At 62.7% G+C, this 15804-nt stretch carries 15 protein-coding genes; 7 read left to right on the top strand and 8 right to left on the bottom strand.

The window, feature by feature from the left end; translation table 11 throughout:
* The first annotated feature begins 29 nt into the window (after positions 1-29).
* Positions 30-1466: a cardiolipin synthase gene (cls, locus tag A3OK_RS0104530; protein ID WP_019903746.1), complete on the top strand. Its 1437-nt coding sequence runs from the start codon at positions 30-32 to the stop codon at positions 1464-1466.
* Here cls and A3OK_RS0104525 read toward each other — a convergent pair.
* The 3 genes from A3OK_RS0104525 to A3OK_RS0104515 all read right to left on the bottom strand — a co-directional run bounded on the left by A3OK_RS0104525 (position 1357) and on the right by A3OK_RS0104515 (position 3010).
* Complete coding sequence (locus A3OK_RS0104525) at positions 1357-2208, bottom strand: endonuclease/exonuclease/phosphatase family protein (protein ID WP_245259310.1); 852 nt, start codon at positions 2206-2208, stop codon at positions 1357-1359. The two genes, cls and A3OK_RS0104525, sit on opposite strands and share 110 nt — an antisense overlap.
* An 82-nt stretch (positions 2209-2290) precedes the next feature.
* On the bottom strand, positions 2291-2473 hold the full coding sequence (locus A3OK_RS0104520; RefSeq protein ID WP_019903744.1) for a DUF3606 domain-containing protein: 183 nt from the start codon (positions 2471-2473) through the stop codon (positions 2291-2293).
* Between the two features lie 174 nt (positions 2474-2647).
* The gene (locus A3OK_RS0104515) at positions 2648-3010 is read right to left on the bottom strand and encodes a hypothetical protein (RefSeq protein ID WP_019903743.1); all 363 of its coding nucleotides are present in this window, start codon (positions 3008-3010) and stop codon (positions 2648-2650) included.
* Positions 3011-3109: 99 nt separating this feature from the next.
* Between A3OK_RS0104515 and A3OK_RS0104510 the strand changes: the two genes are divergently transcribed.
* From A3OK_RS0104510 to A3OK_RS0104500, 3 genes are all read left to right on the top strand, one after another.
* Entirely contained in the window at positions 3110-4042 is a 933-nt protein-coding gene (locus A3OK_RS0104510) for a LysR family transcriptional regulator (protein ID WP_019903742.1), read from the top strand.
* A 231-nt stretch (positions 4043-4273) separates the two neighbouring features.
* Positions 4274-5062, top strand: coding sequence for an ABC transporter permease (locus tag A3OK_RS0104505; protein ID WP_019903741.1), 789 nt, complete (start codon positions 4274-4276; stop codon positions 5060-5062).
* Between the two features lie 7 nt (positions 5063-5069).
* On the top strand, positions 5070-5825 hold the full coding sequence (locus tag A3OK_RS0104500) for an ABC transporter ATP-binding protein (RefSeq protein ID WP_019903740.1): 756 nt from the start codon (positions 5070-5072) through the stop codon (positions 5823-5825).
* A 295-nt stretch (positions 5826-6120) separates the two neighbouring features.
* Here A3OK_RS0104500 and A3OK_RS23885 read toward each other — a convergent pair whose 3' ends face one another.
* The 3 genes from A3OK_RS23885 to A3OK_RS0104495 all read right to left on the bottom strand — a co-directional run bounded on the left by A3OK_RS23885 (position 6121) and on the right by A3OK_RS0104495 (position 9746).
* On the bottom strand, positions 6121-7836 hold the full coding sequence (locus tag A3OK_RS23885; RefSeq protein WP_155911950.1) for a hypothetical protein: 1716 nt from the start codon (positions 7834-7836) through the stop codon (positions 6121-6123).
* Complete coding sequence (locus A3OK_RS23880) at positions 7833-8525, bottom strand: hypothetical protein (RefSeq protein WP_155911949.1); 693 nt, start codon at positions 8523-8525, stop codon at positions 7833-7835. Before A3OK_RS23880 ends, A3OK_RS23885 begins: the two co-directional genes overlap by 4 nt.
* A gap of 294 nt (positions 8526-8819) precedes the next feature.
* A complete protein-coding gene (locus A3OK_RS0104495; RefSeq protein WP_019903739.1) occupies positions 8820-9746 on the bottom strand; it encodes a glycosyltransferase in 927 nt (308 codons plus the stop codon).
* Positions 9747-10031: 285 nt separating this feature from the next.
* Between A3OK_RS0104495 and A3OK_RS0104490 the strand changes: the two genes are divergently transcribed.
* From A3OK_RS0104490 to A3OK_RS0104480, 3 genes are all read left to right on the top strand, one after another.
* Positions 10032-10229, top strand: a complete 198-nt coding sequence (locus A3OK_RS0104490; protein WP_019903738.1) for an Rmf/CrpP family protein — start codon at positions 10032-10034, stop codon at positions 10227-10229.
* Between the two features lie 166 nt (positions 10230-10395).
* On the top strand, positions 10396-10728 hold the full coding sequence (locus tag A3OK_RS0104485; protein ID WP_019903737.1) for a hypothetical protein: 333 nt from the start codon (positions 10396-10398) through the stop codon (positions 10726-10728).
* A 306-nt stretch (positions 10729-11034) separates the two neighbouring features.
* Positions 11035-11355, top strand: coding sequence for a translation initiation factor 2 (locus A3OK_RS0104480; protein ID WP_245259309.1), 321 nt, complete (start codon positions 11035-11037; stop codon positions 11353-11355).
* A gap of 17 nt (positions 11356-11372) precedes the next feature.
* Here the strand turns inward: A3OK_RS0104480 and A3OK_RS0104475 are convergent, their stop codons facing one another.
* Both A3OK_RS0104475 and A3OK_RS0104470 read right to left on the bottom strand, forming a co-directional pair.
* On the bottom strand, positions 11373-14339 hold the full coding sequence (locus A3OK_RS0104475) for a response regulator (protein WP_019903735.1): 2967 nt from the start codon (positions 14337-14339) through the stop codon (positions 11373-11375).
* Positions 14340-14409: 70 nt separating this feature from the next.
* Complete coding sequence (locus A3OK_RS0104470; protein WP_019903734.1) at positions 14410-15804, bottom strand: pentapeptide repeat-containing protein; 1395 nt, start codon at positions 15802-15804, stop codon at positions 14410-14412.

Genomic DNA, 15804 nt, shown 5'->3' with positions numbered 1-15804 from the left:
GCGATCCCGTTCTCAGACTGGGCTGATCCTTGGAAGACCTTCTCCACCGATGGCTGCAGGCGACCGGCTCGATCCGGGCCGACGTGCTGGCCCTGTTCGGTATCGCTCTGGCCCTTCTCGTCTCGGTCCACGCCCTGCTGCGCAAGCGAGAGATCGGCACCGCCATCGGCTGGATCGGCCTTGCCTGGCTGTCGCCGATCTTCGGGACGATCCTCTATGCGATCTTCGGCGTGAACCGGGTGTCGCGTCGCGCGCGACAGTTGCGGGTGCGGCCCTCGCAGCAGGTGGGCTCCCCCGCCATCCCCGACGCGACCGTTCCCGATGATCTGCGGCCCCTGGACCGCGCCGTCCGTCGGATCACGAAACTCTCCCTCCTCGGCGGCAATGCGCTCGAGACAATGCGCAACGGCGACGAGGCCTACCCGGCCATGCTGGCGGCGATCGAGGGCGCGCGAAGCAGCATCGCCCTGTCGAGTTACATCTTCCGCAACGACGATACGGGGAGCCGCTTCTTCGAGGCGATGCTGGCCGCCAGGCATCGCGGCGTCGAGGTCCGTGTGCTCATCGACGGGATCGGCAGCGGCTACTTCTTTCCGGCGATGGCGCGGCGCCTGCGCCGGGCCGGGGTGCCGGTGGGTCTGTTCATGCATTCCGCCCTGCCCTGGCGGATGCCGTTCCTGAACCTGCGAAGCCACAAGAAGATTCTCATCGTCGACGGGCGCATCGGCTTCACCGGGGGCATCAACATCGCCGACGAGAACCTCGTGGCGACGTCTCCGCCCGACCCTGTGCGCGACAGCCATTTCCGCATCGAGGGACCCGTGGTCGAGCAACTGACCCAGGCCTTCGCCAGCGACTGGGCCTTCGTGACGGGTGAGGAACTCGACGGCGAACGCTGGTTCCCCCCGCTCGGCCCCGCCGGCGAGATTGAGGCTCGCGTCGTCACGTCGGGACCGGACGCGGATATCGAGAAGATCGAGTTCGCCGTGATGTCGGCGATCACCTGCGCCCAACACAGCATCCGCCTGGTGACGCCCTATTTTCTGCCGAGCGAAATCCTGTCCACCACCCTCGCGCTCGCCGCGACACGGGGCATCCGGGTCGATGTCATCATCCCGCGCGCGAGCAACCATCGTTACGTCGATTGGGCGACGCGGGCGCATGTGGCGCCCCTGCTCGAGAGCGGCGTGCGGATCTGGCTCGACGAGCCGCCCTTCGACCATTCGAAGCTACTCGTCGTCGATGGCGAATGGAGTTTCGTCGGCAGCGCGAACTGGGACATGCGCAGCTTCCGCCTGAATTTCGAGCTCAATGTCGAAGTCTACGACCGGGCTTTCGCCGACCGGCTCGACCGGTTTATGCGGACGAAGATGGAGGCGCGCCTGACGTCCGAAGACCTGGCGCGACGGTCGCTTCCCGTCCGGCTGCGCGACGCAGCCGTGCGACTATTGCTGCCATACCTCTGATATCGTGTGCCGTCGGCTGTGCCGGGGCGGGGGCGAGGTGCACCACGATCGGCCGGTGATCGGAGGCGCCGCGCGGCAGCACCGTGCGGCCGAGGCAGGCGAGCCCGCGCACCAGGCAGCGATCGATGCGGAGCGGCACGATGTCTACCATGGCATGGGTCGGAATCCGCGGTCCGGCATCGCGAAAACCCGGCAGCAGCGCCGGGCCGACGAGATTGTAATCGCCGATCACCGCCGCGCGTGCGGGCAGGCTCTGCTCGATCCGCCGCAACTGGCGCCGGTTGAGCACCTGGCCATGCGAGAGGTGGACGTTGGCGACGCCGAAATCGCCCATGTCCAGGATCTGGCAGACCCGGTCGACGAGGGCGCCGGACGGCAGCTTGACGACGATGGGCGGGGCGGCCCAGGGATGCGGGCTCCACATCGCGAGTCCGTGGATACGGCCGGGCAGCGGCGCCCAGGCATAGTGCCCGCCGAGCCGCTCCTTGATCGACGCAATCTCCTTCGTCGCCTCCTGCATCAGGAGGAGGTCGGGCTGCTCGCGCTCGATCAGTTCGACGATGCCGTCCACCTTGGCGCCCGTGCGCCGCAGCAGATTCCAACTCACGATCTTGCGGAAGCGGTTGCGGTCGGGCGCGCTCAGGGCGCGCAGATCGGCGCAGCGGGCGGATTCGGAAACGGCGTAACGGCGGTCGTTCAGCATGCCGCCCCATGGGAGCAGCCCGTGTCTCTTGAGTGGCACCCGCCCGCCTCCCGCCTTTTCCCGGTCGTCGTCGCGTCTCAACGCTTCGTCTGGTCCAAACGTTTCTCGTCAGCGTTTAACGTCAGCGTTTCTTGCCGAGTTCGGCGGCGATATCCTTGACCATATGGCCGACTTTGCGATGGGCGGAGGTCAATTGATCGCGCGTGACGCCCCAGCGCTTCATCCAATGCTCGACGGCCTGCCGCTCGGAGAGGTCGAGCCTGTCCTTGTCGACGAAGCCGCGTTTGTCCTTCAATCCTGCCATGGCCCGTTTCTGTCCTCGGCGAGCGTCGCTCGTGATGCGTGACCGCGCACGCCTCTTATAGGATTGTCGGGGCGTAAGACGAATGAGGAGGGCCGAAGACGGAGAAGGCCTCCCCCATTCATGAGAACGGAGAGGCCTTCGGGGTCGGGAGACCCGGTCATGCCGGGCATCCCCTTAATTGAGGGCCGATGCCTCCCGCGTCGGCTCGGCACGAAGCCGACTCACGGCGACGGTATCGCCGGTGCGGCTGATCTCGATGGCATCGGCCGTGGCGCCGAGCTCCTGCGGGGTCGAGAGAGTCACGCTCTGGCCGGAGCCCAGGATCGTCTCGAACCGCACGGCACGGCCCGTCTCGGTGCGGGCCAGGGTCACGACCACCCGGTAGCCCTTGGGCTCGGCGGTGTAATAAGCCACGCCGGAGAGTTCGCCGAGGCTGACGCTGCCACCGTCGAGGGGTTTGATCGTCTCGGCCGAGGCGGTGCCCGTGAGAGCACCGGCGGTGAGGACGGCGGCGGCGATGAAGGTTCTAATGGTCATGGTGTCGGGTCTCGCTCACTGTGCAAGGAGCGTGTCGCCCTTGCTTCTGGAGCGAATATGCTGTGCGATGCAGCATGGATCAAACAGATAGGATCGATAATGACTATTGATCACGTCGATCTATCGCGCATCGATCTCAACCTCCTCGTCGCCCTCGACGCCCTGCTCACGGAACGGAGCGTCACCCGTGCCGCCGCTCGGATCGGTGTCGGTCAATCGGCCATGAGCAGCAGTCTTGCCCGGCTCCGCACCACCTTCGGCGACGAATTGCTGACCCGCGCGCCCGAGGGGATGCGGGCAACACCCCGTGCGCTCGCTCTCGCCGAACCCGTCCGGACCCTGCTGCGACAGATCCAATCCCTTGTCCGCCGCGACGAGGCGTTCGATCCGCGCAGCGTGACGCGCACCTTCACCATCGGCCTGCCCGATTCCACAGAGGTTCTGCTCGGGCCGCGCCTCCTCGCCTATCTGCGTCGGCACGCACCGGGGATCAGCCTGCTCCTGCGCTCCATCGACCGTATCCGCATCCTGCAGGAGCTCGACGCGGACAGGGTCGATCTCGGTATCGGCATGTTCAGCCAGGGTCAGATCCACCACAAGCAGCGCCTGCTCTATCGCGACCGCTACGTCTGCCTGTTCAACGCCGACCTCCTCGGCGTGACGCCGCCGATTTCGCTCGATGATTATCTGCGCTTTCCCCATGTGCTCACCAGCCTGAAGGAGACCGCCCACGGGGTGGTGGACGATGCGCTCGCCCTCCTTGGTCTGCGACGCGACTTGGCGGTGACGACGCCGCGCTTCCTCGCGGTGCCGTTCCTGGTCCGCAGCGCGCCCGTTCTCACCACCATGCAGGAGCGCCTCGCCACCCTTTTCGCCGGAACGCTCGGCCTCGCCGTCAGCCCCGCGCCGGTCGCCCTCGACGAGGTGGCGATCTCGATGCTGTGGCACGCCTCCTACGACAACGACCCCGCCCATCGCTGGCTGCGCCAGACTTTGCTGGACCTCGCCGGCGAGGAGAGGCAGGCGGGGTAATGCGCATCGAACCGGTGTCGACGTGGCTGCCGTCGACGATCTACCGGCGATAGATCGTCGGTTCGACGATACCCTTTCGGTGGATCAGATCGCCGTCCGATCCGGGACCGTATTGCGCCAGCCTACCCGCCTCATCGAAAATCCGTTTCTTGCCAATATGCGTAAGTGCATGCTTTGGGGAGGCGCATCATCGACTGCTCCGCGGGAGCATGGCTCCGGGAAAGAGACCGCATGGGTTTGGTAGCAGGAGGGGTCGCTGACGTCCTCGGAGGCTTCGGCGCATGGCGTATGTGGTGGATGCTGGCCAAGAACGACGTGATCCGCCGGTATCGGCGGTCGCGCGTCGGTCAGTTGTGGCTGACGCTCAGCATGGCCGTCATGATCTTCGGAATGGGCGGGATCTACGCGTCGCTGTTTGGCACCTCCATGGCTGCTTATCTGCCGCATCTCGGTGCCGGGCTCATTCTCTGGGGCTTGATCTCGCAAACGATCATCGAAAGTTGCTCAAGTTTCACGGAAAATGACAGCATCATTCGACAGGTAGCGCTGCCTCGTTTTACGTACATACTGAGAACGATTTCTAGAAACCTCTTCGTATTTGCTCACAACCTGATTATTTTGCCGGTATTATTTGTCGTCATGGGCTCGCCAATTGACTGGGACATCATTCTGTTCGTCCCAGGCCTGTTGCTGGTGCTCGCAAATCTGGCCTGGATTGGCTACCTCCTGGCGATCCTGTCGGCACGATTTCGCGACATTCCGCAGATCGTCGCGAGTGTCGTGCAGGTCGCGTTCTTCGTCTCACCGGTCGTCTTCAAGCCGTCGCAACTGCGTGTCGACCACCCGGTGCTCATCCTCAATCCCTTCGCCAGCATGCTCGACGTGATGCGCGAGCCCCTGCTGGGCCATGTGCCGAGCGCGACGTCCTATGTCATCCTGCTAGGCCTGCTCGTGGCCGGATGGCTGTTCACCCTGGCGTTCGCGGGAAAATATTCGCACCGCGTCGTCTACTGGCTCTGAGGGCATCATGGCTCATATCGTGCTGGACAAGGCGAGCGTCGAGCTCGCCGTCTACAATTCCCGCGGCCGTGCCCTGAAGAGCGAAATCCTGCGGCGTACGGTCGGTGGCGGTCTGCAGAACGACCGCGACAGCAGCATCCAGGTGGTGAAGGCGCTGAGCCAGGTCAGCTTCGTGGCGCGCGATGGCGATCGCATCGGGCTCGTCGGCGGCAACGGCGCCGGCAAGACGACGCTCCTGCGGGTGCTCAGCCGCGTGTATCCGCCGACATCGGGCATGGTCTCGATCGAGGGGCGCATCTCCTCCCTGATCGACCTCTCCATGGGCATGGACGGCGATGCCACGGGCTATGACAACATCGAGATGCGCAGCATCATGCTCGGACTCGACCACAAGCAGGCCCAGGCGATCGTCCCCGACGTCGAGGAATTCAGCCAACTCGGCGAGTTCCTGTCCCTGCCGATCCGTACCTATTCCAGCGGCATGCTGCTGCGGCTGGCCTTCGCCGTCAGCACGGCCGTCCATCCCGACATCCTGATCCTCGACGAAGTGATCGGTGTCGGCGACGCGGCCTTCGCGGAGCGCGCGGAGCAGCGGCTCCACGGCATGATCCAGAAGGCGAGCATCATGTTTCTCGCATCCCATGACAACGCCGCCATCAAGCGCTTCTGCAACCGGACGCTCTGGATGAAGGGCGGCACGCTGATGATGGACGGCGCGCCGGAGGAGGTTCTGGCGGCTTATGCCGCGGATGTGACAGTTTGAACGGTCGTCAAGTTGCTGACGGTTTTCTGGACAAAAATTTTTTGATTATTCAATGCTAACGGACCTGCGAAGCTGGTTTGGCAGTAGCTGATGCGGACAGTCCCACGATATACGGCCCTTCTGCTGCCGGGATTATCAGTAACGTACGCAGAGCTATATTATATCTCAGGCGATAACGTTGCTTAGGGTAGCTCTGAGCACATTGCGAACAAGATACTGGCCAATAAAGATCGGCGGTCGATCTCCTCTCGACGTAATGCATGGTCTAAGTCCACGACTTTCGACATTACTATGTTCACTTTTTTGCGGATGCTAATGCCGATAATAGGCCTCGCAAACCTCGATTTAAATACCCTTCGCGGGCGGAACGAAAATAAGCTATAGTTTTTCTAGGGTTACGAAAAAAGAGTGACGCGCCTCGCAAAGCTCGAAGTGCGAGCAGCGCCTTCCTTTCTCTACCGGAAAGAGTATCCAAAGTTATTGAACTTCTAGATATGGATGGCAATGACATGATCGGTAATGCTGTCGATTTGCTCTGTGCTAGTAAATAAGAAAGCTCGGCTAATGAGCGATTCCATTTCGTTCTATCTTTTTCGTTAACTGAATTAGGAATAGATCCGGCAGGATCTCGAATGGATATTCCAGAAAACTGTTTATCCAAAACTATTGGCGGGAATTTTGTCGATTGAAGAGAGAATAACTGCAGCGCGTAGTCCTCTAAATATTCCAAACGAGTAAATACTCGTTCAGGGGTAAGTTTCAATAAATCGGTCGATATGATCATTCCGCAGATCGGGATATGATTGACGCCGCCAAGGCTGCCACTCCAAAACTTTGCTGGGAAATGGCGATCCTCATGAATTGAATATCCGGATGCCATGATCGGACCTTCAGAGGCAAACGTCTCCATAAAATGTTGACTGTTCACAAACACAACGGACGATGGTGGGCAAGTGCATAATATGAGAGCAAGCCGGCCTGCCTCATTCGGAAAAATCCAATCGTCATCATCGACGATCCATGTGAAATCAGACTCTTCAGCTAAGATTCCATCTCTAATAAGCAGAGATCGGGAATCTCTAGCTTGGTAAGGTGAGACAGAAACGATTTTATCAGCCCACTGGCTGACAAAGCTTGGTATCACATCGCCTTTGTCCGTAACAACAACAATATTTGTTGAGACGTATGGCCGAGTCGCAACAGAAAAGGACTTGGCAGTCTGTAGAGTCCTTTTGAGCATTTCTGGGTGACGAAATTGCGATCTTATGAGGATATTCAGTTTTTTCTGGCGACGAGACGCTGCAGAGTTCGACAACGCCGCCATCTCCAGATCTATACGATTACTCGCGGTGCTCAGCGCAACGCTTAACGGGCCGTTAGATGTTGCGATCTGATTGTTTAACAACTTTGTCGCGAGGTAGGTTTTGATCGACGGTGTCTCCCGCGATTTGCTGAAGGACAACGTGTTGTCTTTGCTGCCATGGAAGCAGGCCATCTGGGGGGCTATGACGATCGCCAGTCCTTTTGCGGCGCATTCAATACTTAAAATAATACTGTGTAACTCAACACCGGCGAAATCGGGCAGAGACAAACGAGCGCGTCGCAACGCGCGGCAGTTGAGCAGAATTGCCGAGTTATCGACGGTTTGTGCCGGAACAATGAATTCGGAGGCATTCGGCCCCGCTTGACTGTCGAAATTGTACCGTATGACATTCGAGGCGTTGTGCCCGAACGAGAACGCGGAAATACCCGAATTTCCACAAATGCCCCAGTTAGGCCATTCGGCATCAAGTTTTTCTACGAGATCAGATGCAATGCTGGAAAAATCGTCAGGCAAATATGTATCTTCTTGAATGAGAAAAGCGTAATCGGCCGAATCGTCATCTATGATATTGCTGACCGTAGACAAATAAGATCTTATATTATGATGGAAGACGGGAGGCAGGCTTTTGTGGGCGGCCCTGAAGCGAGCTTCGCTATGCTTGTTCTTGGCCAGGACGTGAAACTTCATTTTCTTATCTCGTGGAATTGGCATAACCCAAGGACTTTGATTTTATTAGATCGAGTCGATGTTACCTGGGTGGCTTTCGGGAAATCCGCGAAGTTCGTCTGCACATCCTCTTCTAACAGCTTGACAAGTTCGGGGTCGACTGATTTTCTGATGTATGTCCAAGCTTGAATTTCTCCACTATCTCCAAAAAATTTGCGTAAAAGCAACGGAAAATTTCTTAGAGAATAATATTTCTCTCTCTCCAATAAGTCTGGCCGATAGTAGCGACCCCCCGAAAAGTGTATGATGCAAGATGCGGGTTCATAGTAAACTGGAAATCCGGCATTCCACATTGCCCAACTCAAGTCTACATCTTCCATATACATAAAAAAACGTTCGTCCATGCCCCCAACAAGACGATAGGCTTCGCTGTTTATCAAAGCGAACGCGCCGCTTGCCCAAGGCGTTTCCAGTGTGAAAGGGTCATATTCCTTCGGGTGTTCATACGGCCATTGCCGGCCTTCCACGATTCCCGGTTTCTTGGCTCTTTTCTCGAACAACGCCACCAACGCATCGATGCACCCAGCGGTCGCAATGCAGTCGGGGTTGATAATGATAAAAAAAACGTCTTCGTCTAAAATTTCAAAGATCTTGTTGTGGGCTTCCGCGAATCCAAGATTTTTCCCCGTAGGATTGTCCAGATCGGTCAAGTGGACGGACCCAATTTGACATGTTCCGATTCGGACGTTGGATTCGGATAAGTAGGGCATACAGTTAAACTTGATGTCATGCTCGGAAGCGTCGTTCAAAGAGGGTGCGAGAACCTCTCGGATATGATCGACATGGTCTGGCCCATACACGCAGTTGACATTAATCACGACTAATCACTCCGAACCCTTTCGTGGTGCCCATTCCAGCCGCGTTTGCTGAATTCATTGTCTTTAAATTTGATTAAGTTCTGTCGAATTACTGTGCATTCGATACCTGGTGTGGTAGAATAGTGTTCAATGTCGGAGGTTGGCGATTTTTCTGAACACGGCTTCCGGTGCGCCTGCCCGTCCTCGTGCTCCGTCAATCAGTCCGTGCCAGATCGCTGTACGCGATTCGCGAGAAAACCGGTTGTGTTTGAGATAGACTGCCAAGCGGAGCGGGAGTGCAAGAAGAGTCTTGGCTTTGTGGCTCAGGGGAACATGCGGCATGCGCAGCATGACGAGCTGGTTGCGGAGAAAGGTGTAGAGCCGTCGCGGCGGCTGGTCGGTGAGCAGCAGTCCGAAGGATAGCCGGATCAGGCCACGACCGAGTTCGTGCGCCATCAGTACGTCCTCCGCGATCCAGGTCGAGTAGCCCCGGTGGTTGGCGCGCATGCACCATTCGACGTCAATGGCGTCGATGAAGAAATCCGCTCGAAACGGACCGACAGCGCCTGCCGCAACGCAATTGATGAGGGAACCCGACGAGATCACGAACTGGACGCGGGATGAGTTGGGCGCGACCGCGAGACCTTCCCGTCTGGGCGGAGATCTCAACGCTTCACCGGCCCAGTCCGTCGGTCGCGGGCCGACTATGGCAGGCTTCTCTCCGGCCTCCGTGAGCTGAGCATGTCGTGCGGCGAGCTTCGGGATCGCCCCCGGCGGTGGCAGGCTGTCCTGGTCGAGAAGTAGAAGGAAGGTCGCGCCCTGCCCCGAGGCGTGGTTGAGAAGGTCGTTGTAGGCAGCCCCGAGGCCGATATTGCTGCCGGGCCGCATCACCATCAGCAACGTACCGGCTGCCGAATTCCGCAGGCGCTCCTCCATCTGCGGGGAGACAGCGGAATTGGCGTAAATCACGATCTCCCGCACGTCGGGCGCCAGCACGGCGGCGAGTCGAATGAGATTCGCCTCATCCGGATGATAAATGACGATTCCTGCAATCGTCTGCAGTTGCGCGGACAAGGCTGATTCCCGATGCGGCACGTCGCGGGCTCGACTTGCCAGTCCCCGAGCCGGCACGCAAGCCGGAGACTTGCACAGTGCCGTGACCCGACGTTTCGGAGGCGATCCGACGTGCCATGGAACCGGAGGTCCTCGGGATCGTTCTCATCTGGCTAAGAGACTCTTCCTTCACCCGCCCGGCTCGCGCCGCGGCGGGTTTTTCGTTTCAGGGACATGGAGAAGCGATCCTCCGCCGTGCTGCCGCGTTGCCTTGGTTCGAGCCACATCCTGAATGGGAGACGAGCCATGAGTGATGCCGCCACCGCCAGCGACAGCCCCTTCATCAAGGGGCGGAATGCCCGCCTCTACGGCCAGACACGCGACAGCTGTCCCTATTCCGATGGCAGCGACGATCATGCCGCCTGGATGCAGGCCTATGACGAGGCGGCCAGCGATGTTAGCGCGAGCGAAGCGGGTACCGTCGATCCACAGACAGCGACCTGATCATGAGCCGACCGAGTCGAGAACTGCCGCCGGACGGCTCGGGTCGTTCTGCAGAGTGAGCCCATCGTCGTCGAGCCCTTGTCCGGCTGAGGAGAGGGCTCGAGGATCTGGGGCAAATCATGAGGTAATCGGTGTGGCCTGAGCCATCCCGGCGCCGGAGAAACCCATGATTGGACGACGCCCGAACCGCGGCGACGGTGCCCGCGCCCTGTCCCAGCACATCCTGCCCGCGGCGGGAACGATGATCGGCGTCTGCACGACGCTGGTCGGACTGGTGAAGATCGCCGAGGCGCAGATCGGCCCGAGCCATGTCGACGAGGCCGTTTCGCTGACGGCGATCCTCTTTCTCGCGAGTGCGGCGGCTTCCTATCTCTCGATGCGCCTCGACGACGATCGGCCTCTCGCCATGCGGCTGGAGCGTGTCGCCGACATTTGCTTCGTCATCGGCCTTCTTGGACTGTCCACGATCACGCTCCTTTTCGCTTATGAGACGATCTGAGCCGGTAATCAGCCCTGGAAGCACCGTCGAGATCTTCGATAGACGGGGACGTCGCCGCGGATTTCGCCGGGATGCCTGTGTATCGCGGACGAGGACGCTCATTACTACTCTTGCGAGCTGATCGCTGCCGCGCCACAACCTCGTGCCGATCAAAATACGGCGCTGGGGGACGGCATGACGGGGCGAGTTTTGAGAGCTGCGGCCATGGTTGCGGCGGGGTGTGCCATGGCCGGCCTCGGAGCGTGCGGCAGCATCACGCGCGGGACGTCGGAGAAGATGGCGTTCCAGACGGAGCCCCCGGGCGCCATGATGACCAGCACCAAGGGCTATGCTTGCCCGGCGACGCCCTGCTCCCTCGATGTGGACCGCTCCGACGAGTTCGACGTCACCTTCGCCAAGCCCGGCTTCCGGCCTGAGACCATCCCCGTGCGGACCCAGGTCGTGGGAACCGGGGCGGCCGGCATGGCGGGCAACGTCATTGCCGGCGGCATCATCGGCATTGGCGTCGACGCAGCCACCGGCGCTGCGTTCGATCATTTCCCGAGCCCGGTCGTTGCCACCCTGGTGCCGGACAGTTTGCTCAGCGCCCAGCGCGTGCGCAGGCGCCGCGGCAAGCCGGGCGTGTGATGGCGGCCCACGTCGCGCTATGAGGCCACCAGGGAGCGAAGGGCGTCGGAAAGGTCGGACAGGCTGAGCTGGCCCTTCTGCAGCACCCGGTCGGCCTGACCGGCGAGACGACGGCGGTCGTCGGCGGTGACGTCCTTGGCGGTCAGCACGACCACGGGGATGTCCCGCCATTCCGGCTTCGCCCGCAGCGCGCGCAGGAAGCCGAACCCGTCCATCTCGGGCATCATCAGGTCGAGGAGGATGAGACAGGGCTTCTTGACCGCGACGGCCTCCAGCCCGGCGCGGCCGTGCTCGGCTGAGGCCACGCGCCAGCCCTCCCGGGTCAGCATCGCCGTCATCCGCTCGCGCACGTCGGCATCGTCGTCGACGACGAGCACCGGTCCATCGGACGCCGCCGCCTTGAACCGCTCCATCGCCTCCTTCAGGTGCCCCCATTCGATGGGCTTGTGCAGGTAGTCGGTGGCGCCGAGGGAGAAGGCGAGGCTCTGCTCGTCGAGCACCGTCACCATGATCACCGGCGTCGCCCCGAGATCGGGGTCGGCGCGCAGCGCGCGCAGGACCGACCAGCCGTCCATGCGCGGCATGGTCACGTCGAGGAGGATCACCCGTGGGCGCAGGGCGCGCGCCCGTTCCAGACCCTCGCGGCCGTCGGCCGCGCTCGCCACCTTGAAGCCGTCCTTCTCAAGGAATCGCGTGAGCAGGTCCCGCGTTGCCGGATCGTCGTCGATGACGAGGACCTGATCGCCGGTCTTCGCCGCCTCCGGCGTGAGCGGGGCTGACCCGTCGCGCGTCACCTCATCCACTGTCGCTCCGGTTTCGCGGTACTGCGCCGGAATCCGGATGGTGAAGGTGGTCCCCTCGCCTTCGCGGCTCGCCACGTCGATCTGCCCCCCGAGCATGGTGGCGAAGGCCCTCGTGATGGCGAGACCGAGCCCGGTCCCGCCGAAGCGGCGCGTGGTCGAGGCGTCGGCCTGGGTGAAGCGCTCGAAGAGCTTGGCCTGCTGCTCCGGGTTCATGCCGATCCCGGTATCCGTCACGCGGAAGACGAGCCAGCCCGCACCGGCGACGCTCTCATGCACGGCGGAGAGGGTGATCCGCCCGTTCTCGGTGAATTTCGCCGCGTTGCTGAGCAGGTTGATCAGACACTGGCGCAGCTTGGTCTGATCGGTATGGGCAAGCCCGAGATCCTCGGCGAGGTCGAGGATGAGGGCGTTGCCCTTCTTGGTCACGAGGGCATCCACGGTGGAGGCCACCTCCCGCACCATCTCGCCGACGGGGAACGCCTCGGCATAGATCTCCATCCGCTCGGCTTCGATCTTCGAAAGGTCGAGGACGTCGTTGATCAGACCGAGGAGATGGCGGGCATTCGCCTCGATCTTGCGCATGTCGGCGAGGAGGCTCTCCTGACCGAGATCCTCCATCTCTTCCTGCAACATCTCGGAATAGCCGATCACCGCGGAGAGCGGGGTGCGCAACTCGTGGCTCATATTGGCGAGGAACTGGCTTTTCGCCCGATTGGCCTCCTCGGCCGATTCCTTGGCGGCCTCCAGCGCGTGCTCGGCCTCCTTGCGCGCGGTGATGTCGGTATGGGCGCCGACCCATTCACGGACCGTTCCCGCCTCGTCGAGTATGGGGACGCCGCGCACCGCCATGTAGCGCCACACCCCATCGTGTCGGCGGAGGCGGTGTTCGATCTCGTAGAGCGTGACGTTCGAGACCGCGTGGTCCCAGGCGACCTGCGTCTTGTCGCGGTCGTCGGGATGGATCGCGGCGAGGAAGCCGTGGCCGGCGGCCTCCTTCGGCGTCTGTCCGGTGAAGCGGGTCCATTCGGACGGAGCGACGCTGAAGCCGCCATCCGGCGGGGTCGCCCAGACGATGGAGGAGGTCGCCTCGGTGAGGGAGCGGAAGCGCTGCTCGCTCTGGCGCGTGCGCTCCTCGGTGAGCTTGCGCAGGGTCTCGTCGGTAACGACGAATCCGACTCCGTCGACGGTGCCGCTGGAGATTCCGGCCGAGCCCGGCAGTGGATAGACGCTGACCTGGAGATGGCGAACGCCGCCGGGCGCGCTCGGGGTCGGTACGGCGACGTCGATATCGGGGGTAATCAGTCCCTTGTCGCGCGCCGCCTCGAACTTCGGACGGAGCAGGTCTTCGAGTTCCGGCATCGCGGTCCAGATCGGGCCGCCGAGCATGGCCTGGAATCCCCGCGCGTTCATCGTCTCCAGGGCACGGTTCATGTGGCGGATCGCCAGGGTGTGGTCGAGGAAGCCGAGGCCCACGGGCGCGTTGGCGAGGACCCCGTCGAGCAGCGCCGTCATGCGCTGGCTGTCACGCCGACGCAGGAGCGCGACGCGACCGAGGAGGCCCATCGCGGCAAGGGCCGCGGCCGCGCAGACCAGGGAGAGGATCAGGCCGCGCCAGTGTTCCGTGGTCTCGGAGCGTGCGAGGCTCGTGACGGCATGGTCCTGACCGACCTGCGTCGCCTCGCGGATGCCGTCCATCATGCGCTTGCCCTCCCCGGTCCGGACCAGGGTCACGGCGGCGTCGAACCCGCTGGCGTCGCGCGCCTCCACCACACGGCGGGCGAAATCGCGCTCGCCCTCGACGAGGCTCCGCAAGTCGCGGCGGCGGGCGGTCCCGGGATCCGCCGATTCCGATTCCAGCCGATCGAGCTCGGCGATCTGGCCGTCGAGGGTGCCGAGTGCCCGCCGATAGGGGGTGAGGTAGTTCGGCATCCCCGTCAGGGTGTAGCCGCGCATGCCGGTCTCGAGGTCCTTCATGGTCGAGAGCAGGCGCTCGTTGAGCGTGATGATGTCGTGCTGGCGCGCGGCTTCCATGCGGCTGCGCTCGGCGAAGAAATAGTTGGTGATGCCGGCGGCCACGGCGACGGCGAACAGCGCGAAGGCCACGGGCGAGCCTGGAATTCCCCGGAGGGAGCTCGGGCCGCGCCAGCGCCAGAGGCGTCGGGAGGAGGTCGGGTTGTCCATCGGGGCGGCTCGCGGTGGTGTCGATTGCGGGTCGGTGGATCGCGTCCGGCCGAAGGGCCGGCGGATTGGCCTATCGTCTCAGCCGGTTGCCCAGCACGAAGCCGAACAGGCCCATCAGGATGATGCCGGCGGCGCCCTCGATCCCGACGAGGAGGTTGGTGAAACGACCGACCGGCTTGATGCCGATCTCCGGCGGGTTGGCCGTCATCATGTTGAGGGCGCTGTAGCTGAGGAGGTCGAGGGGATTGTAGGTCGCGGCGCCGCTGCCGCCTTCGGGGATCAGCCCGCCGGCGATGCCGAACAGGGCGCCGAACAGGACGATCAGGATGACGAAGGCGCGGGCGATGCGCGACAGGCTCTCGCCGTAATCGCAGAGCCATTCCACGAACCGGTCGGCGATCCAGCGGTAGCCCGATTGGAGGACCGGCTTCCAGGTCCGGGGCGCCCGTGTCCGCCTTGCCCAGGCGGCCCTCGCCTCGGCACCGGCATGGAGGCGGCCCATGCGGCGGCCGCGCTTGTAGGCCCAGCTCGCCTCGTCGTGGCTGCCGATGCTCTTCATGTTGTGCTCGATGGCGAGGTAGCTCGCCTGCGCGGCCTCGTACTCGCCCGCAATCTCCTCGCCGACCGCGCCGCCGAGCTGGTCCACCCGGAACCGGACGCCGGTCAGGAGCGCACCGGAAAATCGCGCATGGCGCAGGCGGCAGGACATCAGGTTGAGGCGGACGAGGTTGGTGTCGGAGAGATCGGCGCCGGAGAGGTCGGCCCCGTCCAGGGCGACTCCGGAGAGGCTGGCGCCGCGAAGGCGCGAACCAGCCAGCCGCGCCTTCTTCAGGCTCGCCCCATCGAAATTGGCGAAGGTCAGATTCATGTCGGAGAGGTTCGCCTCGTCGAGCCGTCCACCCTCGAACCGGCTGTAATCGGCATCGGCCCCGGTGAAGTCGGCGCCCCAGAGGTCGGCGCGGGCGAAGGTCGCCCCGTCGAGGAGGGCGCGCTGCAGGCGCGCGAAGCGCATCGTCGCCCCGGTGAAGTTCGCATCCTCCAGCATCGCGTCGGGGAAATGCGCCTCGCCGCCGACGATGCCGGTGAAGTTCGCGCCGCTGCAATCGGCCTCGCTGAAATTCGCCTCCTCCAGGATGGCCCCCTCGAACCAGGCGGAGCGGGCCAATGCCCCGACGAAGGAGGCGCCCGACAGGTTGGCACCCGACAGGTCGGCCTCCACCAGATCGGCGCCGTCGCATTGCGCCCGCGCCAGGGCGAGGCCGCGATGCTTTGCGTCCCACCAGACCGGAAGCGCTTCGCCCGGAGGAAGGCGCGCTAGCAGCGCCTCGCGCCCGGCCTGGAGACCGGACAGGGCGAGGCCATCGCCGTCGGTGCTGAACGGTTGCCCACCGGCTTCCACGATGCGGGCGAGAAGCCCGTCGGTCGCGGCATGGGAGGGCGTGGGAGCGGGATCGCGGTCGGACAT

It is taken from the genome of Methylobacterium sp. 77 (assembly GCF_000372825.1).
Lineage (GTDB): Bacteria > Pseudomonadota > Alphaproteobacteria > Rhizobiales > Beijerinckiaceae > Methylobacterium.
This window is presented reverse-complemented; position numbering and strand designations above follow the sequence as displayed.

Coding starts and splice junctions, on each gene's coding strand:
- A3OK_RS0104520 (WP_019903744.1), bottom strand. CDS start 2,473: ATGGCAGGATTGAAGGACAAACGCGGCTTCGTCGACAAGGACAGGCTC.
- A3OK_RS0104515 (WP_019903743.1), bottom strand. CDS start 3,010: ATGACCATTAGAACCTTCATCGCCGCCGCCGTCCTCACCGCCGGTGCT.
- A3OK_RS0104510 (WP_019903742.1), top strand. CDS start 3,110: ATGACTATTGATCACGTCGATCTATCGCGCATCGATCTCAACCTCCTC.
- A3OK_RS0104505 (WP_019903741.1), top strand. CDS start 4,274: ATGGGTTTGGTAGCAGGAGGGGTCGCTGACGTCCTCGGAGGCTTCGGC.
- A3OK_RS0104500 (WP_019903740.1), top strand. CDS start 5,070: ATGGCTCATATCGTGCTGGACAAGGCGAGCGTCGAGCTCGCCGTCTAC.
- A3OK_RS23885 (WP_155911950.1), bottom strand. CDS start 7,836: ATGAAGTTTCACGTCCTGGCCAAGAACAAGCATAGCGAAGCTCGCTTC.
- A3OK_RS0104490 (WP_019903738.1), top strand. CDS start 10,032: ATGAGTGATGCCGCCACCGCCAGCGACAGCCCCTTCATCAAGGGGCGG.
- A3OK_RS0104485 (WP_019903737.1), top strand. CDS start 10,396: ATGATTGGACGACGCCCGAACCGCGGCGACGGTGCCCGCGCCCTGTCC.
- A3OK_RS0104480 (WP_245259309.1), top strand. CDS start 11,035: ATGATGACCAGCACCAAGGGCTATGCTTGCCCGGCGACGCCCTGCTCC.
- A3OK_RS0104475 (WP_019903735.1), bottom strand. CDS start 14,339: ATGGACAACCCGACCTCCTCCCGACGCCTCTGGCGCTGGCGCGGCCCG.
- A3OK_RS0104470 (WP_019903734.1), bottom strand. CDS start 15,804: ATGTCCGACCGCGATCCCGCTCCCACGCCCTCCCATGCCGCGACCGAC.